This is a genomic window from Streptomyces sp. Je 1-4 4N24, from assembly GCF_026239515.1.
Lineage (GTDB): Bacteria > Actinomycetota > Actinomycetes > Streptomycetales > Streptomycetaceae > Streptomyces > Streptomyces nigrescens.
On sequence record NZ_CP110836.1, the window covers coordinates 8,339,202 to 8,361,046 of the forward strand.

20 protein-coding genes are annotated in these 21,845 nt (G+C 71.4%); 10 read left to right on the plus strand and 10 right to left on the minus strand.

Annotation, left to right across the window (positions count from 1 at the left end):
• Nucleotides 1-115 precede the first annotated feature (115 nt).
• The 3 genes from sigK (at nt 116) to SLV14N_RS36170 (ending at nt 1,878) form a co-directional block, all read left to right on the plus strand.
• Nucleotides 116-649 carry an ECF RNA polymerase sigma factor SigK gene (gene sigK / locus SLV14N_RS36160; protein WP_263272629.1) on the plus strand — a complete coding sequence of 178 codons (534 nt, stop codon included), beginning with the start codon at nt 116-118 and terminating at the stop codon, nt 647-649.
• The gene (locus SLV14N_RS36165) at nt 649-939 is read left to right on the plus strand and encodes a zf-HC2 domain-containing protein (RefSeq protein WP_208686926.1); all 291 of its coding nucleotides are present in this window, start codon (nt 649-651) and stop codon (nt 937-939) included. The genes sigK and SLV14N_RS36165 overlap by 1 nt, the downstream gene beginning before the upstream one ends.
• 135 nt (nt 940-1,074) lie before the next feature.
• A complete protein-coding gene (locus tag SLV14N_RS36170) occupies nt 1,075-1,878 on the plus strand; it encodes a FadR/GntR family transcriptional regulator (RefSeq protein WP_263272630.1) in 804 nt (267 codons plus the stop codon).
• Between the two features lie 130 nt (nt 1,879-2,008).
• On the opposite strand, the gene SLV14N_RS36175 is transcribed toward SLV14N_RS36170, so the two are convergent.
• Entirely contained in the window at nt 2,009-3,682 is a 1,674-nt protein-coding gene (locus tag SLV14N_RS36175) for an L-lactate permease (RefSeq protein WP_263272631.1), read from the minus strand.
• Nucleotides 3,683-3,888: 206 nt separating this feature from the next.
• On the opposite strand from SLV14N_RS36175, the gene SLV14N_RS36180 reads away from it, so the two are divergent.
• From SLV14N_RS36180 to SLV14N_RS36190, 3 genes are read left to right on the plus strand one after another with little or no spacing between them, the layout of a single operon-like run.
• Nucleotides 3,889-4,656, plus strand: a complete 768-nt coding sequence (locus tag SLV14N_RS36180; protein WP_263272632.1) for a (Fe-S)-binding protein — start codon at nt 3,889-3,891, stop codon at nt 4,654-4,656.
• Entirely contained in the window at nt 4,653-6,224 is a 1,572-nt protein-coding gene (locus tag SLV14N_RS36185; RefSeq protein ID WP_263272633.1) for a LutB/LldF family L-lactate oxidation iron-sulfur protein, read from the plus strand. Before SLV14N_RS36180 ends, SLV14N_RS36185 begins: the two co-directional genes overlap by 4 nt.
• Nucleotides 6,221-6,859: an LUD domain-containing protein gene (locus tag SLV14N_RS36190; protein WP_263272634.1), complete on the plus strand. Its 639-nt coding sequence runs from the start codon at nt 6,221-6,223 to the stop codon at nt 6,857-6,859. The genes SLV14N_RS36185 and SLV14N_RS36190 overlap by 4 nt, the downstream gene beginning before the upstream one ends.
• Nucleotides 6,860-6,890: 31 nt before the next feature.
• Here SLV14N_RS36190 and SLV14N_RS36195 read toward each other — a convergent pair whose 3' ends face one another.
• Nucleotides 6,891-8,867: a heavy metal translocating P-type ATPase gene (locus SLV14N_RS36195; protein ID WP_263272635.1), complete on the minus strand. Its 1,977-nt coding sequence runs from the start codon at nt 8,865-8,867 to the stop codon at nt 6,891-6,893.
• A gap of 96 nt (nt 8,868-8,963) precedes the next feature.
• Here SLV14N_RS36195 and SLV14N_RS36200 point away from each other — a divergent pair, with 96 nt between their 5' ends.
• Nucleotides 8,964-9,344, plus strand: coding sequence for a metalloregulator ArsR/SmtB family transcription factor (locus tag SLV14N_RS36200; protein ID WP_208686939.1), 381 nt, complete (start codon nt 8,964-8,966; stop codon nt 9,342-9,344).
• A 118-nt stretch (nt 9,345-9,462) separates the two neighbouring features.
• Here the strand turns inward: SLV14N_RS36200 and SLV14N_RS36205 are convergent, their stop codons facing one another.
• From SLV14N_RS36205 to SLV14N_RS36240, 8 genes are all read right to left on the minus strand, one after another.
• On the minus strand, nt 9,463-10,257 hold the full coding sequence (locus SLV14N_RS36205; protein ID WP_263272636.1) for a carbon-nitrogen hydrolase family protein: 795 nt from the start codon (nt 10,255-10,257) through the stop codon (nt 9,463-9,465).
• Between the two features lie 412 nt (nt 10,258-10,669).
• Nucleotides 10,670-12,091, minus strand: a complete 1,422-nt coding sequence (gene aspA, locus SLV14N_RS36210; RefSeq protein ID WP_263272637.1) for an aspartate ammonia-lyase — start codon at nt 12,089-12,091, stop codon at nt 10,670-10,672.
• An 88-nt stretch (nt 12,092-12,179) separates the two neighbouring features.
• Nucleotides 12,180-13,199: an asparaginase gene (locus SLV14N_RS36215; protein WP_263272638.1), complete on the minus strand. Its 1,020-nt coding sequence runs from the start codon at nt 13,197-13,199 to the stop codon at nt 12,180-12,182.
• 2 nt (nt 13,200-13,201) lie between these two features.
• A complete protein-coding gene (locus tag SLV14N_RS36220; protein WP_259670817.1) occupies nt 13,202-14,674 on the minus strand; it encodes an amino acid permease in 1,473 nt (490 codons plus the stop codon).
• An 83-nt stretch (nt 14,675-14,757) separates the two neighbouring features.
• Nucleotides 14,758-15,495, minus strand: a complete 738-nt coding sequence (locus SLV14N_RS36225; protein ID WP_127149416.1) for a FadR/GntR family transcriptional regulator — start codon at nt 15,493-15,495, stop codon at nt 14,758-14,760.
• Between the two features lie 131 nt (nt 15,496-15,626).
• Entirely contained in the window at nt 15,627-16,232 is a 606-nt protein-coding gene (locus SLV14N_RS36230; RefSeq protein ID WP_208686947.1) for a GNAT family N-acetyltransferase, read from the minus strand.
• Nucleotides 16,233-16,350: 118 nt separating this feature from the next.
• Nucleotides 16,351-17,043 carry a response regulator gene (locus tag SLV14N_RS36235; RefSeq protein WP_208686949.1) on the minus strand — a complete coding sequence of 231 codons (693 nt, stop codon included), beginning with the start codon at nt 17,041-17,043 and terminating at the stop codon, nt 16,351-16,353.
• Complete coding sequence (locus SLV14N_RS36240) at nt 17,040-18,797, minus strand: sensor histidine kinase (protein WP_263272639.1); 1,758 nt, start codon at nt 18,795-18,797, stop codon at nt 17,040-17,042. The genes SLV14N_RS36235 and SLV14N_RS36240 overlap by 4 nt, the downstream gene beginning before the upstream one ends.
• A gap of 227 nt (nt 18,798-19,024) precedes the next feature.
• Here SLV14N_RS36240 and SLV14N_RS36245 point away from each other — a divergent pair, with 227 nt between their 5' ends.
• The 3 genes from SLV14N_RS36245 to SLV14N_RS36255 all read left to right on the plus strand — a co-directional run bounded on the left by SLV14N_RS36245 (nt 19,025) and on the right by SLV14N_RS36255 (nt 21,829).
• Complete coding sequence (locus tag SLV14N_RS36245; protein WP_093638317.1) at nt 19,025-19,840, plus strand: ABC transporter ATP-binding protein; 816 nt, start codon at nt 19,025-19,027, stop codon at nt 19,838-19,840.
• Nucleotides 19,830-20,702, plus strand: a complete 873-nt coding sequence (locus SLV14N_RS36250) for an ABC transporter permease (RefSeq protein ID WP_263272640.1) — start codon at nt 19,830-19,832, stop codon at nt 20,700-20,702. Before SLV14N_RS36245 ends, SLV14N_RS36250 begins: the two co-directional genes overlap by 11 nt.
• An 89-nt stretch (nt 20,703-20,791) precedes the next feature.
• Nucleotides 20,792-21,829, plus strand: a complete 1,038-nt coding sequence (locus SLV14N_RS36255) for an ABC transporter substrate-binding protein (protein ID WP_263272641.1) — start codon at nt 20,792-20,794, stop codon at nt 21,827-21,829.
• The last annotated feature ends 16 nt before the right edge of the window (nt 21,830-21,845 follow it).

Consider the following 21,845-nt stretch of genomic DNA (forward strand, 5'->3'; position numbering starts at 1 on the left):
AAAACACGGTCCACACCAGACGGACGAGGGGACGGTTCGACACGTCGTGAGGCGCATTTCGCACACCGCATCCGAGGGGCCCCGGCCGCCGGAGCGGTCTCCCGCGGACCGTCGCGTGGACGGTCTGCTCGTGCGGGTTGCCCAGGGTGACGAGCGTGCGTTCGTCGGCGTGTACGACGCCCTCGTGGTGCCCGTGATGGGCCTGGCCTACCGGATCCTGCGTGACGAGGCGCAGGCTGAAGAGGTGACTCAGGACGTGATGCTCGAAGTGTGGCGGAAGGCCGACCGGTTCCGTCCTGACCGCGGTGCCGCGAAGTCGTGGGTCCTGACACTGGCCCACCGGCGGGCGGTGGAGCGGGTGCGGTCGGTGCGGGCCGGTGTGGAACGCGAGCGGAAGGCCGCGCAGTTGTCCCACCAGACCCCGTTCGACGAAGTGATGGAGGCCGTCGAGGAGCGGGAGGAGAGGGCTCAGGTGTACCGCTGTCTGGCCGGCCTCGGGAACACCCAGCGCCTGCCGCTGGTCCTCGCCTACTACCAGGGGCTGACCTACGCGGAGGTCGCCGAGGCCCTGTCCACCCCCGCGGGCACGGTGAAAACGAGGATGCGTACCGGCCTGCGGAGACTTCGTGTCTGTCTGGGAGGCGGCTGATGTCTGCCATCGAGGATCCGCACCAGGCGGTCGGGGCGTATGTCCTGCACGCCCTTCCGCCCGAGGAGGCGGCAGCCTTCTCGCACCACCTGGCCGGCTGTGACGCCTGCACCCGGGAGGTCGCCGACCTGGAGGCCACCGTCGCGTGTCTGGCCGATGCGGAAGCGGTGACCCCGCCCGATGCGCTGCGACAGCGGGTCCTCGAACGGATCGCGACCACCGCCCAGGAGCATCTGCTCCGCCGCGAGCCGTCCCGGCGCGAGGGACCGCGACTGGACCTTGAGGTCTGACCGGCAGCGGCCCCATGCGGCGCCCTCGGCCTGCCGGGCGGCCGGGCCCCCGGCCGCCCGGCAGTGTGGTCCGACCACACGTCCTGTGTGACATAGTTTTTGCACGGGGCATGAGGCCGAGCCGGGGAGTTGGGGATGACCGCCGAATGGCGACCTGTGCGGCAGTCGCGCACACATGAGCTCGTGCTGGAGCGCATCGAGGAGCGGGTGCTCGCCGGAGAACTCAAGGCCGGGGACCGGCTGCCGCCCGAGCGCGAGCTGGCGCCGGTCCTCGGTGTCAGCCGGTCCGCGCTGCGCGAGGCGCTGCGGGTGCTGGAGACGATCGGGGTGCTGGTCGCCCAGGCCGGGCGCGGGCCGGACGCCGGGGCGCGCATCGTACGGAACCCGGACGATGCGCTGGGCCGGCTGCTGCGCCTGCACTTCGCCCTGGGCAGCTACCGCCTGCACGATGTGCTGGAGGCCCGCGTGGTCCTGGAGCGCTCCAGCTTCGAGGCGGCCGCGGAGCACGCTTCGGCGGCGGACCTCGACGAGGCGGAAACGCTCCTGGGACGCATGCGGGAGCCGGGAGTGGGGGTCGCCGACTTCAACGACCTGGACACCCGGTTCCATGTCGCCATAGCGCGCAGTTCGGGCAATCAGCTGACCTCCACCCTCACCTCGGCGGTGCGGGAGTCGGTGCGTCCGCTGATCCTGCGGGCGCTGGAGACGGCGGAGGACTGGCCGGCCACGGCGGAGGCGCTGAACGCCGAGCACACCGAGCTGCTGCGGCTGGTGCGGGCGGGCAAGGGCGCACAGGCCGCCGATCTGGCCGAGGCACATATCCGCGGTTTCCACGGCAGGCTGGTCGACGAGAACGCACCGCGGGAGCAGGAGCAGGAGCAGGCGCAGGAAGAGGCGCAGGAGCAGGGCGGCGAGAGTCGGGCGGACGCGGACCGCTAGGCGGCGCTGTCGGGCGGGAAGCGGCCGGGGAGGCCATGGCGCCCGAGCCCTTTCCCGCCCGAGGCGCGGCAGGAGGGAGCGGCCGCGCCGGCCACCGCGCCCGCGGGCCCGGCCGCTCCCTCCCGTACGCCTACGGCAGCATCCAGGACAGCACCGGAAGCGACTGCAGGAACACCAGGACGCACAGGACCGCCAGCATCGCGACGCTGTATCCGGCGACCTTGCGCAGCAGGATCCGCTCGCTGCCGGGCAGTTCCACCGCGGTTGCCGCGATGGTCAGGTTCTGCGGGCTGATGAGCTTGCCGACCACACCGCCCGTGGTGTTGGCGGCCACCAGCAGGGTGGGGTCGAGGCCCGCGGTTTTGCCGGCGGTCTGCTGGAGGGTGGCGAACAAGGCGTTCGACGAGGTGTCCGAGCCGGTGACGGCGGTGCCGAGCCAGCCGAGGACGGGGGAGAGCAGGGCGAAGAGTCCGCCGGCGGCGGCGAGCCAGGTGCCGATGGCGAGGGTCTGCCCCGACTGGTTCATGACGTAGCTCAGGGCCATCACGGTGGCGACCGTGGCGATGGCGGTGCGCATGTTCTTCACGGTGCGCCCGGCGCAGGTCAGGCCCATGCGCGCGGTCATGGGGTAGCGGTCGGCGTCCTTTGCGCGGCTGTAGACCAGCATCACGAGGAGCCCGGAAAGGATCAGCAGGGTGCCGGGATTGCCCAGGACCTCCAGCTTGTAGACCGCGCTGCCCGCGGGGGAGCCGTCGGGGGCGAGGAGGCTGCCGTACAGGCCCGGCCAGTCGATCTGGACGGCGAGGGAGCCGAGCAGTGCGGGCATGTCGAGTCCGCCGAGGTCGAGCTTGGCGAGCGCGAAGACCGCGATGACCAGGAGGTAGGGCAGCACGGCGAGGACGGTGCGGCGGCGGGTGAGCGGTTCGGCCCCGACCTGGGAGCGCTGGTCGTCCGGCGTCGTCGGGCTCCAGAAGCGCAGCATGACCACCGCGGCGCCGAAGCCGGCGAGTGCGGCGACGACATCGGTGAGCTCGTAGGCGAAGTGGGCCGAGCACCAGAACTGGGCCAGGGCGAAGACGGCTCCGGTGGCCAGGGCGATGGGCCACAGCTGCCGCAGTCCGCGCCACCCGTCGACGATGAAGAGCAGCAACTGCGGAACGAAGAGGGCGAGCAGCGGGCTCTGCCGGCCGATGACCGCGGCGAGGGACTCCGCGGGGATGCCGGTGAGGTTGCCCGCGGTGGTGATGGGAATGGCCATGGCGCCGAAGGCGACCGGCGCGGTGTTGGCGACCAGGACGGTCACGGCCGAGGTGAGCCGGGGCAGTCCGAGCGCCATCAGCATGGCGGCGGTGATCGCGACGGGCGCGCCGAAGCCGGCGAGGGCTTCGAGGAGCCCGCCGAAGCAGAACGCGATGAGCATGGCCTGGATGCGCAGATCGCCGCGGCCGACGGAGTTGAAGCAGCGGCGCAGATCGTCGAAGCGGTTGCTGACGACGGTGAGCTCGTAGAACCAGATGGCCGACACGACGATCAGCATCACCGGGAACAGGCCGAAGGCCAGGCCCTGGGCGGCGGACAGCGCGCCGAGCCGCAGTGGCATTCCGTAGCCGAGGACCGCGACCAGGAGGGCGGCCAGCAGGGCGCCGAGGGCGGAGTGCAGTGCGGAGCGCTTGGCCGCCATCAGCAGCAGGAAGAAGGCCGCCAGGGGGATCAGGCCCAGTAGCGCGGTGGTGGTGAGGCTGTCCCCGACGGCGGCCACGTCGGGGGTGTAGGCCGCCAGGGCAGCGGGCGGAGTGGTGGCCACGGAGTGCTCCTCATCGAGTCTGCGCGCCGCCCGGCCGTCGTGAACGTCCCGTCCCCGGCCATCGCGGCGCCGTGTGGCTGGCGAATCGGTCCTCAGTAGCCCACCGAAGATGTCGCATGTCAATAAGGTCGGACCAAACTGCGTCCTTACTTTTCTTCTTCGGTTCGAGGCGAGTATGGTCGGACCATAAGCCCCAGGGAGGCTCTATGCGCATCGCACTCTTCGCCACCTGTCTGGGAGACACGCTCTTCCCGGAGGCGGTGAAATCCACCGCGGTCCTGCTGGCCCGTCTGGGCCATGACGTGGTCTTCCCGCCGCAGCAGACCTGCTGCGGCCAGATGCATGTCAACACCGGCTATCAGCGTGAACCGGTGCCGCTCGTGCGGAACTTCGCCGAACAGTTCGGTGACCCGTCGATCGAGGCGGTGGTGGTGCCGTCGGGCTCCTGCGCGGGCTCGGTCCGCCATCAGCACCAGGGCGTCGCCGAACGTTACGGTGACGCGGCCCTTCGCGCCGGCGTGGCCACCGTACGGACCAAGACGTACGAGCTGTCCGAGTTCCTCGTCGACGTCCTCGGCGTGACGGATGTCGGCGCGTACTTCCCGCACCGGGTGACCTACCACCCCACCTGCCATTCGCTGCGGATGCTCCGGGTCGGTGAGAAACCGCTGCGGCTGCTGCGCGCCGTCGAGGGCATCGACCTGGTGGAACTGCCCGAGGCCGATGTCTGCTGCGGCTTCGGCGGCACCTTCGCGGTCAAGAACGCCGAGACGTCCACCGCGATGCTGCGGGACAAGATGAGCCATGTCACCGGCACCGGGGCCGAGGTGTGCACGGCGGGCGACTCGTCCTGTCTGATGCATATCGCCGGCGGTTTCTCGCGCATCAGGGCCGGAACCCGGACCCTCCACCTGGCGCAGATCCTCGCTTCCACCCGCACCGTGCCCCACGTCCTGACGGAGGCCGCCCGATGAGCAGTCCGACCGGCCCCTCGGCGAACGGCACCTTCCTCGGTATGCCTGCCGTCCCCCCGCGCTCCCCGTACGGGACGGGCCATCTGCGCGGTGAGCGCACCTTCCCCCGGGCCGCCCACGACGAGCTGGACAACGCGCAACTGCGCCGCAACCTCGGGAAGGCCACCCACTCCATCCGCGCCAAGCGCCTGGCCGTCACCGGTGAGCTGCCCGACTGGGAGCAGCTGCGCGACGCCGGGTCGGCAATCAAGACGGACACCATGAACCGGCTGCCCGAGCTGCTGGAGCAGGTGGAGCGGAAGGTCACCGAGCGGGGCGGCACCGTCCACTGGGCCCGGGACGGCGTCGAGGCCAACGAGATCGTCACCCGGCTGGTGCGGGAGACCGGCAGCGACGAGATCCTCAAGGTCAAGTCGATGGCCACACAGGAGATCGGCCTCAACGAGCATCTGGAGAGCCAGGGGATCGCGGCGCTCGAAACCGACCTGGCCGAACTGATCGTGCAGCTCGCCGACGACCGGCCGTCGCACATCCTGGTGCCCGCGATCCACCGCAACCGCGACGAGATCCGGGAGATCTTCCTCCGGCACATCCCGGGCGTCGACCCCGCACTCGACGCCGACCCCGCCCGGCTCGCGGCCGCGGCGCGCACCTTCCTGCGCGAAAAGTTCATGACGACCAAGGTGGCCGTCTCCGGCGCCAACTTCGGGATCGCCGAGACCGGCACCCTGGCGGTGGTCGAGTCCGAGGGCAACGGCCGGATGTGTCTGACGCTGCCCGAGACGCTGATCACCGTCATGGGTATCGAGAAGGTCCTGCCGCGCTTCGAGGACTTGGAGGTCTTCCTCCAGCTGCTCCCGCGCTCCTCGACCGGTGAGCGGATGAACCCGTACACCTCGCTGTGGACGGGCGTGACGCCGGGCGACGGCCCGCAGGAGTTCCATCTCGTACTGCTCGACAACGGGCGGACCGCGGCGCTCGCGGACCGGATCGGGCGGGAGGCGCTCAACTGCATCCGCTGCTCGGCCTGCCTCAACGTCTGCCCGGTGTACGAGCGGACGGGCGGTCATGCCTACGGATCGACGTACCCCGGCCCGATCGGGGCGGTGCTCACCCCGCAGCTGGCCGGTATGCATGGCGCCAAGGACGATCCCAACAGCTCGCTGCCGTACGCCTCCAGCCTGTGCGGGGCCTGCTTCGACGCCTGCCCGGTGAAGATCGACATTCCGTCGCTCCTCGTCGAGCTGCGGCATCAGCACACCGAGCAGTCCGGTACGACCGCGGAGAAGCTGGCGATGAAGGCCGCGGCCGCGGTCATGAAGCGGCCCGGACTGTTCACCACCGCACAGAAGGCGGCAGGGCTCGGACGGGTGCCGGCCGGGCGGGACGGCACCCTCTCCCGCCTGCCACCGCCGCTCAACGGCTGGAGCGACAGCCGTGACACACCCGCCCCGCCCCGGCAGTCCTTCCGCTCCTGGTTCGCCTCCGCCGAGGGCGCGGCCGCGATGCGGGCCGCGGCGGCAGAAGGCGCCCGGCACACCGACGACGCTCCGCAGGAGGACTCGTGACCGCGACCGCACGGGAGACGGTGCTCCGCCGTGTCCGGGACGCCCTGACCCTTTCCGGCGGGCCCGAGGTGACGGTTCCCCGCGCCTATCGCACCGGCCGCTCCCTCCCCGACGAGGAGCGGCTCGCCCTCTTCGTCGACCGGCTCGTCGACTACCGGGCGCAGGTGCGCACCTGCACCGCCAAAACCACCGCGGCGGTGCTCGCCGAGGTGCTGCAGGCGCAGGGCGCACGGGTGATCGGGGTCCCTCCCGGGCTCGATCCGGCCTGGCCGGCCGGGTACGACGGGGAGACGGTGACGGATTCCGCGGACGTTCCGGCGCCCCAACTCGACGCGCTGGACGGGGTGGTGACGGCCTCCGCCGTCAGTTGCGCCGAGACCGGCACGATCTTCCTGGACGGCGCCGCGGCGGATCAGGGCCGGCGCGCACTGACCCTCGTCCCCGATCTGCATGTCTGCGTCGTCGACCTGTCGTCGGTGCGGACCGGTGTACCGGAGGCGGTGGCGCGGTTGACGCCGGAGCACCCGGTCACGCTGATCAGCGGCCCCTCGGCCACCTCCGACATCGAACTGGAGCGGGTGGAGGGGGTACACGGCCCGCGCACGCTGGTGGTGGTGATCCGCACCGACGCATGAGCGGCCGGTGGCATTCCCCGGGCGGCTGATCTCACCGGGCCGGCCGCGCCGCCCGCCGCCAGGCCGATTCGCGCAGCAGCCGCAGGCCGTTGAGGCCGACGACGACGGTGGAGCCCTCATGGCCGAGGACGCCCAGGGGCAGCGGGAGATCGCCGATCAGGTCCCAGAGGACCAGACCGGAGAGGAACACCGACGCGAGCACCAGGTTCTGGACGACCAGCCGGCGGGCCGTGCGGGACAGTGCGATCACGGCGGGCACGGTGGTGAGTTCGTCCCGGACGATGACCGCGTCGGCGGTCTCCAGGGCGAGGTCGGAACCGGCCCGGCCCATGGCGAGCCCGGTGTGCGCGGCGGCCAGCGCCGGAGCGTCGTTCACCCCGTCACCCACCACCAGCACCCGGTGCCCGGCCGCCTCCTGTTCACGGACGGCACCGACCTTGTCCTGGGGCAGCAGCCCGGCCCGGACGTCCGTGATGCCGACCGCCGCGGCGAGCCGGGCGGCGGCGCGCGGATTGTCGCCGGTCACCAGCATCGGCGTCCGTCCGGTGAGCGACCTGAGACCGGTGACGGTGGCCGCCGCGTCGGGGCGCAGCTGGTCGGCGAGGCCCAGCACCCCGGCCGGCACCCCGTCGCACAGGACCAGCACGGCGGTGTGCCCGGCCTCCTCCAGCTCGGTGACGAGGGCGCCGGCCTCCGCGGCGGCCGGATCGCCGGCAGGCAGCAGCCTGGCCGGGGCGCCGACCGCGACCCGTGTGCCCTCGACGGTGGCCCGTACGCCGGTGCCGGGGGAGGCGGTGAACTCCCCGGCGGCGGGCAGGACCAGGCCGCGGGCGCGGGCGGCGGCCACGATCGCACGGGCCAGGGGGTGTTCGCCGCCGTGCTCCGCAGCGGCCGCCCGGGTCAGCAGGGTCTCCTCGGTCGCCCCGGATCCGGACAGCGGGCGGACCGCGGTGAGTTGCGGGGTGCCCGAGGTCAGGGTGCCGGTCTTGTCGAGTGCGACGGTGTCCACCTGGCCGAGGCGTTCCATGACGACGGCGGACTTGACCAGCACCCCGTGCCGTCCGGCGTTGGCGATGGCCGACAGCAGCGGCGGCATGGTCGCCAGCACCACCGCGCACGGTGAGGCGACGATCATGAAGGTCATCGCCCGCAGCAGGGAGCGGGCCGGATCCGCGCCGAACACCAGCGGGATCACGAAGACGGCGAGGGTGACGGCCACCATGCCGACCGAGTAGCGCTGTTCGACCTTCTCGATGAACAGCTGGGTCGGCGCCTTGGTTTCGGAGGCCTCGGCGACCATGGCCACGATCCGGGCGAGGACGGAGGCGTCGGCGTCACGCTCGACCTTGACCCGCAGCGCACCGGTGCCGTTGAGGGTGCCGGCGAACACCTCGTCACCGGGTTCCTTGGCCACCGGCAGGGGCTCACCGGTGATGGTGGCCTGGTCGATCTCGCTGATCCCGTCCACTACCCGGCCGTCCGCGCCGACCCGTTCGCCCGGACGTACCAGGACGGTGTCGCCCACGACGAGGTCCGCGGTGGCCACGGTCACCTCACTGCCGTCGTCGGCCAGCCGGGTCGCGGTGCCCGGGGCGAGATCGAGCAGACCGCGCACCGAATCCTGGGTGCGGGCGGTGGCCAGCGCCTCCAGGGCACCGGAGACGGCGAAGATGACGATCAGCAGCGCACCGTCCCGCACCTGGCCGATCGCGGCCGCCCCGAGCGCGGCGACGATCATCAGCAGATCGACATCCAGGGTCTTCTCCCGCAGCGCCTGCAGCCCGGACCAGCCCGGCTCCCAACCGCCCGTCACATAGGCGACGGCGTACAGCGGTCCCCACACCCAGGCCGGTACGCCCGTGAGCTGCAGCAGCAGCGCGAGGAGGAACGCGAGGGTGGCGGCGGCCGCCCAGCGGGCCTCGGGCTGCGCAAGGACCCGGGTGCGGCGTGGAACACCCGGGCGGGCCGTGGAGGTCTGGGGCGGACGCTGCAGCACGGCAGAAGGCATGACGGAACAACCCTTCGCGGGCGGGGGAACGACAGGGTCACCACCGTACCGGAACAAATGAAGAGGTCTTCATTCATCGTCGTTAGGATGGCCCTTATGGGCCACGGAATGGATGACCACCGCACCACGACCCGCGAGCGCCTGGACGCGGTGGGAGCCGCCGATGTCGCCGCCACCCTCCAGGCCCTGTCCACGCCCTCCCGGCTGCACATCCTGGCCCGCCTCCAGGAAGGCCCCTGCGCGGTCGGCGACCTCGCCGCCGCCGTCGGCATGGAACAGTCCGCCTGCTCCCATCAGCTCCGGCTGCTGCGCAACCTCGGCCTGGTCACCGGCGAACGCAACGGCCGCTCGATCGTCTACGCCCTCTACGACCACCATGTCGCCGAACTCCTCGACCAGGCCCTCTTCCACGTCGAGCATCTGCGACTCGGTCTCCGTGACACCCCGTCAGGGACGGCGGACGTCGTGCACGGCTGACGGCCGGGAGGCCGCGGCCGCCCGTGCGGCCCCCGACGGCCACCTCCGGGCGACGGCCACCTCCGGGCGACCGCCGCCTCCTCCTGGCCGCTCGACCTCCCCGCCCGGTCCCCGGGCCCTACAGGGTCCGGTTGTCCAGCACCGCCACCGCACGCCGTACACGGGCGGTCTCCTCGGTGTCCACATCCCCGATGAGCAGGTCCGCCGCGGCGCCCAGTTGCGCGCGTACGGTCCCGTCGGGGCCGATCAGCGCGCTGTGCCCGACGCCGGTCGGCGTCTTGGTGGGGGTCTCCGGATCGGCCTGCGGATCCGGGGCGGCCTGGTCGACGGCCGCCAGCCAGACCGTCGCGTCCAGGGCGCGTGCCCGTACCAGCAGGTCCCACTGTGCGCGCTTGCCCGGCCCCGAGGCCCAGGCGGCGGGCAGCACCGACACCGTTGCCCCCGCATCGGCGTGCGCCCGGAACAGCTCGGGGAACCGCAGGTCGTAGCAGGTCGCCAGGCCCACCCGGACCCCGTCGACATCGATGGTCACCACGCGCGTGCCCGGGGCGACCGTGTCGGACTCCCGGAACCCGAAGGCGTCATACAGATGGATCTTGTCGTAGGACTCCTCGACCCCGGGCCCGGTGGCCAGCAGGGTATTGGCCACCCGCCCGTCGGGCGTCGGGGTGAACATGCCTGCCACCACCGTCACGCCCGTCTCCCGGGCCACCGCCCGCACGCCCTCCGCCCACGGCCCGTCCAGCGGCTCGGCCACCTGCCCGAGCGGGGCCCCGAACCGCACCATGGCCGCCTCCGGAAGGACCACCAGCCGGGCCTCCTCGCGCGCCGCCCGGCGGACCTGGTCCTGGACGTGCGCGAGGTTCTCCTTCGGATCGGTCGATGCCGTCATCTGGCACAGCGCGATACGCATGCGGATCTCTTCTCTCTCGTGCCGTTCGGTCTCTTCATGGCCTGGTGCGGGGCGCCGCCCCGGCCCGTCTCCGGCGCCGGACGCGCCCCTGACCATCCTGCCTGCCGGCTGCCCCGCGCCGGTCGTCAGGCGGGGGTACTCCTCCTCCTCCTCATCATCGTGCGCCGGACCCCGCCCCGGCGGCACGTCCACGAGGGACCACCGCGGTCCGGGGCACTCAGAGACGCGGCCCGGCCCGCGTGGATGCGGGCGGGCCCAGCCGTCGCCGTGCCGGTGACCGGGTGCGGTTCATTCGAGCTCGGTGCCGAGGCACCGCACGCCAACGGGCCGGGCGAACGTCCCTCAAAGGGGACGCCCGCCCGGCCCGTGCGGGACCTGCCCGGTCCCGGTGTGCCGCTTGCCCGACGAGGGCTCAGGCCGTGGTCAAGTCACCGCCCGTACCGGCGATTTCCTCCGGGCGCAGCAGCGCCGCGAGCCGGTCGGCCGGGAGTAGCCCCTGTTCCAGGACGAGTTCGGCGACGCCGCGCCCGGTGGCGAGCGCCTCCTTGGCGATCGCGGTGGCGGCGGTGTAGCCGATGTGCGGGTTGAGGGCGGTGACCAGGCCGATGGAGTTCTGCACACTGGCCCGGAGCGTCTCGGTGTTGGCGGTGATGCCCGCCACGCAGCGCTCGGCGAGGGTGCGGCAGGCGGCCCCGAGGTGGGTGATGCTCTCCGAGAGGGAGTGCAGGATGACCGGCTCGAAGGCATTGAGCTGGAGCTGGCCCGCCTCGGCCGCCATGGTGATGGTGACGTCGTTGCCGATGACCTCGAAGGCGACCTGGTTGACGACCTCAGGGATGACCGGGTTGACCTTGCCGGGCATGATGCTCGAACCGGCCTGCACCGGCGGCAGATTGATCTCCGCCAGGCCCGCACGCGGCCCGGAGGACAGCAGCCGCAGATCGTTGCAGCTCTTGGAGAGCTTGACGGCGATGCGCTTGAGAACGCCCGACAGGTGGACGAACGCGCCGCAGTCCTGGGTGGCCTCGACCAGGTTGGCGGCGGTGACCAGGGGCAGACCGGTGAGGGCGGCCAGGTGGGTACGGGCCGCCTCGGCGTATCCCTTGGGGGCGTTGAGGCCGGTGCCGATGGCCGTGGCTCCGAGGTTGATCTCGTGGATGAGCAGGACCGCCTCCGCCAGCCGGCTCTGATCCTCCTCCAGCATCACCGCGTACGCGGAGAACTCCTGGCCCAGGGTCATCGGCACCGCGTCCTGAAGCTGGGTGCGCCCCATCTTGAGGATGTCGCGGAACTCCTCGGCCTTGGCCGCGAAGGCCTCGCGCAGGACGGTCATCGCGTCGAGCAGTTCCCGTACGGCGATGATCGTGGCGACGTTGACGGCCGTCGGGTAGACGTCGTTCGTCGACTGGCTCAGGTTGACATGCTCGTTGGGGTGCAGATGACGGTAGTCGCCCTTGTCATGGCCCAGGATCTCCAGCGCCCGGTTGGCGATCACCTCGTTGGCGTTCATGTTCGTCGAGGTCCCGGCACCGCCCTGGATGACATCGACGACGAACTGGTCGTGCAGCTGCCCGCCGGACCGGATCTCCCGGCAGGCGGCGGCGATCGCGTCGGCCCGCTCCGTGTCGAGCAGCCCGAGGTCCTCGTTGGCCCGGGCCGCGGCCTCCTTGACGGCGGCGAGCGCATTGATCAGGTGCGGGTAGGTGGCGATCGGCGTACCGGTGATGGGGAAGTTCTCGACGGCGCGCAGGGTGTGCACGCCCCAGTACGCCTCGGCGGGTATCTCCCGGTCGCCGAGAAGATCGTGTTCGCGGCGGTGGCCGGCGGCAGTCATGGTGCAGAGGGTCCTTTGTGAGGTGGAGCGGAGGAGGGGGCCGGGCGGGGGTGCGCCCAGGGAGGGAGGTGACGTGTCGTCAGATTGCTTACGGGGCCAGGGAGTCCACCGCCCGGAGGGCCCCGACCGGTGCGCCGCCCCCGATGACGGGTGTGGTGGCGAACGGGGCGAGGACATCGGCGTCGACGCCGCAGTGCGCCAGGGCCGCCGCCGTCACCGGCATCCGGGCGCGGTCGGCGCCGTCGGCTATCTTCACGCCGACCGCCCGTCCGTCCGGCAGCGCCGCGATCTGTACGCCCTCGAACCCGTCCTTGGCGAGCAGACCGGGCACCGCCCGCACCAGCCGGGCGACGTCCCGCCCGCTGCCGGAGACCATCTCCGGGTGCTCGCGCATGGCGTGGGCGACCCGGCCCTCCTCGGTGCCGGGGGCGGCCGTCGCCAGCCGGGCGGCGGCCCGGGTGAGCCCGAGGAGGGAGACGGAGAACAGCGGGGCGCCGCAGCCGTCGACCGTGACCCGGGCGATGCCCTGGCCGGTGAGGTCCTCCACCGTCGCGGCGAGTTCCCGCTGCAACGGATGGCCGGGGTCGAGGTAGTCGTCCAGGCGCCAGTCCCGGGCGCGGGCGGTCAGCAGCATGGCGGCGTGCTTGCCCGAGCAGTTCTGCGCGAGGCGGGTGGGCCCCAGACCGCGCCGGAGCCACTCGTCCCGTACGGCGGGGTCGTACGGCAGATCGGGGACATTGCGCAGCTCGTCCTCGGTCAGTCCGCCGGCGGCCAGGATGCCCCGGGCCGTGGTCAGATGCTGCTCCTCGCCGGAGTGGCTGGCCGCGACCAGGGCCAGCGCGGGATCGTCCAGCGGCGGCAGCCCCGTACGCAGCAGGCCGACCGCCTGGAGCGGCTTGAGTGCCGAGCGCGGGTAGAACGCGGCCTCGGTGTCGCCGGCCTGGAATTCCACGCTTCCGTCGGCCGCCAGCACCACGACCGAGCCGTGGTGGACGCCCTCGACGAGTCCTCCGCGCACCACATGGGCGACGGGGACATGGGCCGGTTCGCGGACCGCGGGCGGTTCGCCCACGGTGCGGTGCGGCGGCAGGGTGGTGCTCTGGGTCATGATCAGTTCTCGGTGCTTTCGGTGCTGTGGTGGGTGTCGGTGCGCTGGGTGGGGAGTGCGGTGTCCGGGTGCTCGCCGCGCGCCTGCGCCGCCGCGGCGTCCCGGAGGGTGCCGACCCGGCCCCGTACCAGGAACCAGCCCCCGACCAGCGCGGCCACGATCACCGGCAGCGACAGCACAGTGGTGCGGCCGGCTCCGCCGTCGGCCCACATCAGCACCAGGACGAAGGCCAGGAAGGCCAGCGTCACGATCTCGGTCCACGGCGAGCCGGGGAGCCGGTAGCTGGGGCGGGTGAGCTCCCCGGCGCGGGCCTTCCGCCAGAAGAGCAGATGGCAGAGCATGATCATCGCCCAGGTGCTGAGGATGCCGATCGCCGCGAAGTTCAGCACGATCTCGAACGCCTCGCTCGGCACGACATAGTTGAGGCCCACGCCCAGTACGCAGACCCCCGAGGTGAGCAGAATGCCGCCGTACGGGACCTGGCTGCGGCTCATCACGCCCGTGAACCGCGGCGCGGAGCCGGACATCGCCATCGAGCGCAGAATGCGCCCGGTGGAGTAGAGGCCGGAGTTGAGGCTGGACATCGCGGCGGTGAGCACGACGAGGTTCATCACACCGCCCGCGGCCGGCACCCCGACATTGGACAGCACGGTGACGAAGGGGCTCTCGCCGGCCGAGTACGCGCTCCAGGGCAGCAGCATCGCCAGCAGGACCACCGAGCCGACGTAGAAGACGGCCACCCGCCACATGATGGAGTTGATCGCCTTCGGCATGACCTTCGCCGGCTCCGCGGTCTCGCCCGCCGTGACACCGACCAGCTCCACCGACGCATAGGCGAACACCACACCCTGGATGACCAGCAGCATCGCCAGGGTCCCGGTCGGGAAGAGGCCGCCGTTGTCGGAGATCAGCGAGGGGCCGGGGGAGTGGCCGGCGACCGGGTGCTGGGTGACGAGCAGGAAGATGCCGATCAGCATGAAGACGACCAGCGCACCGACCTTGACGATCGCGAACCAGAACTCCAGCTCGCCGAAGATCTTCACGGAGATCAGGTTCACGGCCAGCACGACCGCGAGCGCGATCAGCGCGATCACCCACTGCGGGATCTCGGAGAACATGCCCCAGAAGTGCGTGTAGGTCGCCACCGCCGTGATGTCGGCGATTCCGGTGGTCGCCCAGTTCAGGAAGTACATCCAGCCCGCGACGAACGCGCCCTTCTCGCCGAGGAACTCCCGGGCGTAGGACACGAACGCACCCGAGGACGGCCGGTGCAGCACCAGCTCACCCAGCGCCCGCACCACGAGGAAGGCGAACAGACCGCACAGCGCGTACGCCACGGCCAGCGACGGCCCGGCATCGGCGAGCCGGCCGCCCGCGCCGAGGAACAGCCCGGTGCCGATGGCCCCGCCGATCGCGATCATGTTGATGTGCCGGGACGTGAGGGACTTCTGGTAGCCGGCGTCACCGGCGTCCACATGTCCGCCCGGCTGCCGCCGCGCGGCGTCCTGCGGTGCTCCCTGTTGTTGCTGCCGTTCCGCCTGCCGGAGGGATTGCTCGCTCACGCGTGATCCTCGTCTTCCGTGGAGGGGGCCGTGCGGTGTTGCGGCCGCACGATGGTGGTCAGCGTCGTCTCGACGCGGGCGAGGTGGTGCGCCATGGCTTCCACCGCGTCGTGTTCGGAGCGGTCGACGAGTGCCTCGACGATCGCCCGGTGTTCCCGGTTCGACTGCTCGCGCCGTCCGCCGAGCTCGTTGAGGAAGGCCGACTGGCGGGCCAGCGCATCGCGGATCTCCTCGATGACCCTGCGGAAGACCGGGTTGCCGGCCGCCTGGGCGATGGCGAGATGGAAGAGGCTGTCCATCGCCACCCATGCGGTGGTGTCGGTCTCCTGCTCCATCCGCTCCAGCAGATGGTTCAGCTGATCGAGGTCCTCCGTCGTGTGGCGCACCGCCGCGTAACCGGCCACCGGGATCTCCACATGGCGACGGACCTCGAGCAGGTCGCTCGCCGCGTAGTCGCCGAAGGTCGGGTCCGCCACGGCGCCGTCCGAGATGACGAAGGTGCCCTTGCCGGTGCGCGAGACCGTCAGCCCCATCGTCTGGAGCGCCCGCAGCGCCTCCCGGAGCACGGGTCTGCTCACTTCCAGCCGCCGGCAGAGCTCGGCCTCGGAGGGGAGTTTGTCCCCGACCGCGTACTCGCCCCGCTCGATGGCGCCGCGCAGATGGTTCAGGACCGCTTCCATCGCGCTGATCCGACGGGGCACATCGCCAGCTGTCTGGCTGTCTGACAGGTTCACCCGGGGATCGTCGAGCCCGGCCGGGGGAGCTGTCAAGGGGTACGGCGCAGATGATGTCCGGGCCCGGTCCCGGACCTGGAGCGTCCCCGCGCCCTCCCCCGCCTCTTTCGTGCCTTACCGTGCCGGAGCCGCTACTGCGGGTGCGGCGAATCCTCGCCGAGCCGACCGTTTCCGCGGAAGTCCAGCATGTAGAAGACCTTGTCGTAGCGGCGTCCGCCCATCGCCACGAAATCGGGCAGCCGGCCGTATTCACGGAAGCCGAGCGACCGGTAGAGGGTCAGCGCCCTGGTGTTGTCGGCGCGGGCGTCCAGGGTGAGGACCTCGATTCCGGCACCCCGGGCGTCCTCGACCAGGGCGCTGGTCAGCGACCGGCCGAGGCCCTGGCCATGGGCCTCGGAGGCCACCGCGATCTTCTCCAGATCCGCATGCTGCCGATTGGTTGGCCGGGCATAGCGCAGCCAGTACCCCAGCCCGACCAGCCGACGGCCGGTGTATGCCGCCCGCAGCGCCCCGTCCCCGATATGTGCGGCCCGCAGTACCCGGTCGACCAGCTCCGCCACCTCGGCCCGGCCGGGCGGGTCGGCCCAGCCGAGCGGCGCACCACCGCTGACCAGGTCCGCCAGGATCCGGTGGGCCGCCTCGGCGAAGTCCGTCGCCCGCTCCGGATCGGCGGCCAGCTGCAGGGCGTCCAGGATGTCGGGCGCGCGGTCCGTCCCGCTGGTTGTGGTTGCATTCATGATCGGCAGCCTAGGGGCGGTCGGAATCCGCTGCCATGGCGTGGTGGCGGCCAACGCCGCCTGCGGGTGTGGGGTTTGGACGCCCCGGGTGAGCCGGCCGGTGAGGGCCGCGGTCCGGTCAGTGGGTGCCCGCCCATCGGTAGCGGTGTTCGGGGCGCCCGGTGTCCCCGTACTTCAGGGTCAGGGTGATGTGGCCGCTGCGTTCGAGGTGCTTCAGATAGCGCTGGGCCGTGGAGCGGCTGACACCGGCGCATGCGGCGACCTCGTGGGCGGACAGCGGGTGCCCGGCCGTGTCCAGGACACGGCGGATCAGGTCGACGGTCGCGGCGGAGTGGCCCTTGGGGAGCTCCGTGTGCGGGGATTCGGCCGTCCGGAAGGCGCCGAAGATGCGGTCCACCTGTTCCTGGCCGGCCTCGCCGCGGCCGCCCAGCCCCTCGACGGTCCGGCGGAGCGCCGCATAGCCGTCGAGCTTGGTGCGCAGACCGGAGAAACCGAACGGCTTGACCAGATACTGCAGCGCCCCGGACCGCATCGCGTCCTGGATCGTGCCGACATCACGGGCCGCCGTCACCATGATCACGTCGGTGCGGTGACCGAGCTGCCGCAGCCGCCGGACCAGGGCCAGACCGTTCTCGTCGGGCAGATAATGATCGAGCAGCACCAGATCGACAGGGGTGCGCTCCAGCGTGGCAAGGGCCTGGGCGGCGGTGTGTGCGCGGCCGGTGACCCGGAAGCCGGATATCTGGGAGACATACGCGGCATTGATCTCGGCGACGTGGAAGTCATCCTCCACGACCAGGACATCGATCATTGTGACGCTCCGCTCCCCATGGGTCTTCGCTTCCGTGACTCCGTTCGTTCCGGGCGCTCCGGACGCCGTGGCGCGCCCGTCACCGCGGTTCCCCCGGCGGCCGTGCGGCGGCGCCCGGGAGAGCCGTCCTCCGGGGCGAGTGCCTCGGGCAGGACGACGGTGAACACCGCGCCGCCGCCCGCGCGGGCGGTCACCCTGGCCATCCCGCCGTAGCGCTCGGCGAGCCGGCGCACCAGCGCCAGGCCGATGCCCCGGCCGCGGTGGAAGGCCACCGGGCCGGTGGGGCCCTCCCCGGGGAGGGGCCGGGCGGCCTTGGTGGACCAGCCCTCGGCGAAGATCCGGTCCCGTAGCTCCGGTGGCACCCCCGGACCCGTGTCGGAGACCCGCAGTACGGCCGTGCTGTGCTCGGCCCGCAGCTCCACCTCGACGAACGGCTCGGCGCGGCGGCGCTCCGCGGCGGCGTCCAGTGCGTTGTCGATGAGGTTTCCCAGCACCGTCACCAGGTCGCGCGGGTCGACCACCGTGTCGGGCAGCAGTGTCGAGGGCGACACCCGCAGGGACACTCCGCGTTCGGCCGCGATCGCCGCCTTGCCGACGAGCAGCGCGGACAGCAGGGGATCGGGCACCCGCTCCGCGATCTCCTCCGCGGACGCTCGCTGCGTACTGGCCACTTCGGTGACGAACTCCACCGCCTTCTCGTACCGGCCGAGCTCCAGCAGCCCGCGCAGGGTGTGCAACTGATTGGCATGCTCGTGGTCCTGGGCCCGCAACGCGTCCAACAACCCCTGGGTGCTGTCCAGTTCACGGCCGAGCAACTCCAGCTCGGTACGGTCCCGCAGCGTCACCACCGCCCCGCCGTCCTGGGTCGGCATACGGTTGGCGACCAGCACCCGGCCGCCGCTGACGGCCAGCAGATCGGTGCCGGCCACCCGCCCGGCCAGCACATCCGTTGTCCGGCCCGGCGGCAGTACCTCGTCCAGCGGCCGGCCGGCGGCCTGTGCGTCCAGGCCCAGCAGCCGTGCGGCCTCGTCGTTGACCAGCCGGATCCGGCCGCGCCGGTCGAAGGCGACCACGCCCTCACGGATGCCGTGCAGCATCGCCTCCCGCTCGTCGAGCAGTGCGGAGATATCGGTGAACGCCACCCCGTGCGTACGGCGGCGCAGCCGGCGGGAGAGCACGATCGCGGCCAGCACCCCGACGGCCAGCGCGGCGCCCGCGTACCGCAGCAGCCCGGGGATGGTGCCGAGCAGCCGCCCCCGGACGCTGTCGTAGGCGATCCCGACCGACACCGCGCCGACGATCCGGCCGCGCTCGTCGCGCAGCGGCACCTTGGCGCGGGCCGAACGCCCCAGCGTGCCGGTGTCGATCTGCCGCACCTGCCGCCCGGCGAGAGCCCGGCCCGGGTCGGTGGAGACATGCCGGCCGATCTCGGCGGGGTGGGTGTGCGACCAGCGCACTCCGCGGGTGTCCATCACGACGACGTACAGCGCCCCGGTCGCGGTACGGATCCGCTCCGCACCGGCCTGCACCGGCCCGTGCGCGTCCGGCTCGGTGGCGACCAGCTTCCGGGCGAGGTCAGGGTCGGCGGCGGTGGTCTGGGCGATGGACAGCGCCCGGCGCATCGCCTGATCGTCCAGCTCGGTGCTGAGCGGGGCGAGGAACAGACTGGTGGCGAGCACCATGACCCCGGTGGTCAGGGCCACTTGCGCGGTCAGTACCTGCGCAAAGACCCGTCGGGGCCAGCGGATCCGCATGGGCTCTCCCTTGTCTTCGGCCCTCCGCACCTTGGCGGAACCGAATCTTCCTTTTCATCTCGGGGTGCCGGCACCGTAAGCCGTGCGTGAGCACCTGTGTACCCCCTGGTAGCCCCTTAGTGGTTCTAGCGTGAGCAAAATGAGCACAACAGGGTTTGCGCGCAGAAAGGCGGCTTGCGCCCACAAGGCTGCCGCTGTGGCCGGTATCACTCCTAGCCTCCCGGTCCATGAGCAGCCACACGAGCCCCGCGATCGAACTGCGGGGTACCAGCAAGGCGTTCCGGACACCCTCGGGGGCGCTGCACACCGCCGTCCGGGATCTGGACCTGGTCGTCGAACGCGGTGAGTTCGTCGCGGTCGTCGGCCCCACCGGGTGCGGTAAGTCCACCACGCTGACGCTGGTCAGCGGCCTGGAGGAGCCGACGGAGGGCGAAGTGCTGGTGGCCGGTGAGCCGGTCCGCGGCATCGGGGACAAGATCGGGTTCGTCTTCCAGCAGGACGCGGTCTTCCCCTGGCGCACCGTGCTGTCGAACGTGATGGCCGGCCCCCGCTTCCGCGGCGTACCGAAGGCCGAGGCCAGGCAGCGGGCGCGGGACTGGCTGGCCCGGGTCGGACTGGCCGCCTTCGAGGACCGCTATCCGCACCAGCTCTCCGGCGGGCAGCGCAAACGGGTCGCACTCGCCGCGACCTTCGTCAACGACCCCGAACTCCTGCTCATGGACGAGCCGTTCTCCGCCCTCGACGTGCAGACCCGGGCGCTGATGTCGGACGAACTCCTGGAGCTGTGGTCGGGGACCGGCGCCTCGGTCGTCTTCGTCACCCACGACCTGGAGGAATCCATCGCCCTCGCCGACAAGGTCGTGGTCATGACCGCCGGTCCGGCGACCGTCAAGGAGGTCTTCGAGATCGATCTGCCCCGCCCCCGCAAGGTCGAATCGGTCCGGCTGGAGCCGAGGTTCATCGAGATCTACCGGGAGATCTGGTCCTCGCTCGGCGAAGAGGTCCGGATCACCCGCGAGAGGGGTGCCGCGGATGTCGCCTGAGACCGTCGTGCCGGTCAAGTCCCCGGCAGGCGCGCCCCGTACGGACCGTTCCCGGGCCAGGGCGCGGGCCGCGCGCAACCACAGGCTCCTGGTCCACGGCACCCGGGTGCTGCTGCTCGTCGGGCTGCTCGGACTGTGGGAGTGGCTGGCGCGGGCCGCCGTCATCGATCCGTTCAACTTCTCGATGCCCTCGAAGATCTGGGACCAGATGAGCCAGTGGGCGCTGCACGGCACCCCGCAGGGCTCGCTGTGGGAGCAGATCTGGTACACGCTCTACGAGGCGCTGCTCGGCTGGGTGATCGGCGTCCTCGGTGGTGTGGTGCTGGGGATCGCGCTCGGCCGTGTCCGCTTTCTCGCCGATGTGCTCGGCCCGTACATCAAGGTGCTCAACGCGCTGCCGCGGATCGTCCTCGCCCCCATTTTCCTCATCTGGTTCGGCCTCGGACCGGCCTCCAAGGTCGCCTCCGCGGTCGTCCTCGTCTTCTTCCCGGTCTTCTTCAACGCCTTCCAGGGCGCACGGGAGGTCGACCGCAACCTGGTCGCCAACTCCCGGATCCTCGGCGCGAGCAACCGCCAGGTCACCCTGCAGGTGGTGATCCCCTCCGCCACCTCGTGGATCTTCACCAGCCTGCACGTCAGCTTCGGCTTCGCGCTGATCGGCGCGATCGTCGGCGAGTACATCGGTGCGACCAAGGGCCTCGGCCTGCTGGTCTCGGCATCCCAGGGCACCTTCAACGCGGCCGGGGTGTACGCCGCCATGGTGATCCTCGCGGTGGTCGCGCTGCTCGCCGAAGGGCTGCTGGCCTTCCTCGAAAGGCGGCTCTTCCGCTGGAAGCCCGCCGACTCCGCCGGCGACCGCTAGGTCTCCCCGAGGGCCTGTCCGACCCTGACCCACCGGACAGGCCCTGAGCCCGTCCCACCGCCCCTTTCCCACCTCAGAAGGACGTGACCATGCGCACCGCACTGAAGTTCTCCGCCGCCCTGGCCGCCGCCACTCTGGCCCTGGCCACCCTCACCGCCTGTGGCGGAAAGTCCGGGGCCACCGCCATGGACGACAAGAACGGCAAGATCAAGATCATGGTGGGAGGCCTCGACAAGGTCATCTATCTTCCCGCGAGACTCACCCAGCAGCTCGGCTACTTCGAGGACGAAGGCGTCCATGTCACCCTGCTCACCGAACCGGCCGGTGTGCAGGCCACCACCTCGCTGGTCTCCGGCGATGTCGAGGGCGTCGTCGGCTTCTACGACCACACCCTCGATCTGCAGGTCAAGGGCAAGCAGGTCGAATCGGTGGTACAGCTCGCGCACGCCCCCGGCGAGGTCGAGGTCGTCTCGACCAAGGCGGCGGGTGAGCTCACCTCACCCAAGGACTTCAAGGGCAAGAAGCTGGGCGTCACCGGTCTCGGCTCCTCCACCGACTTCCTGACCAAATACCTCGCGGTGAAGAACGGTGTGCAGACGAACGAGTTCACACCGGTCGCGGTCGGCGCCGGCCAGACCTTCATCTCGGCCCTCCAACAGGGCGCGATCCAGGGCGGGATGACGACGGACCCGACGGTCGCGCAGATCGTGGACAAGAACCTCGGCAAGGTCCTCATCGACATGCGCACCCCCGAGGGCTCGCAGAAGGCGCTCGGCGGCCCCTACCCCTCGTCCAGCCTCTACATGAACACCGACTGGGTGAACAGCCACAAGGGGACCGTGCGCAAGCTGGCCAACGCCTTTGTGAGGACCCTCAAGTGGATGTCCACGCACACCCCCGAGCAGATCGCCGCGAAGATGCCGGCCGACTACGCCCAGGGCGGCAAGGAGCTGTACGCCCAGGCGATCAAGGACACCCTGCCGATGTTCACCGAGGACGGGGTGATGCCGGCCGACGGGCCCGCGACCGTCGAGCGCGTCCTGAAGGCCTTCAACCCCAACCTCAAGAACGCCACGGTGGACCTGAAGAAGACCTACACCACCGAGTTCGTCAAGAAGTCGGGCTGATCCGCGGACGGCGCGC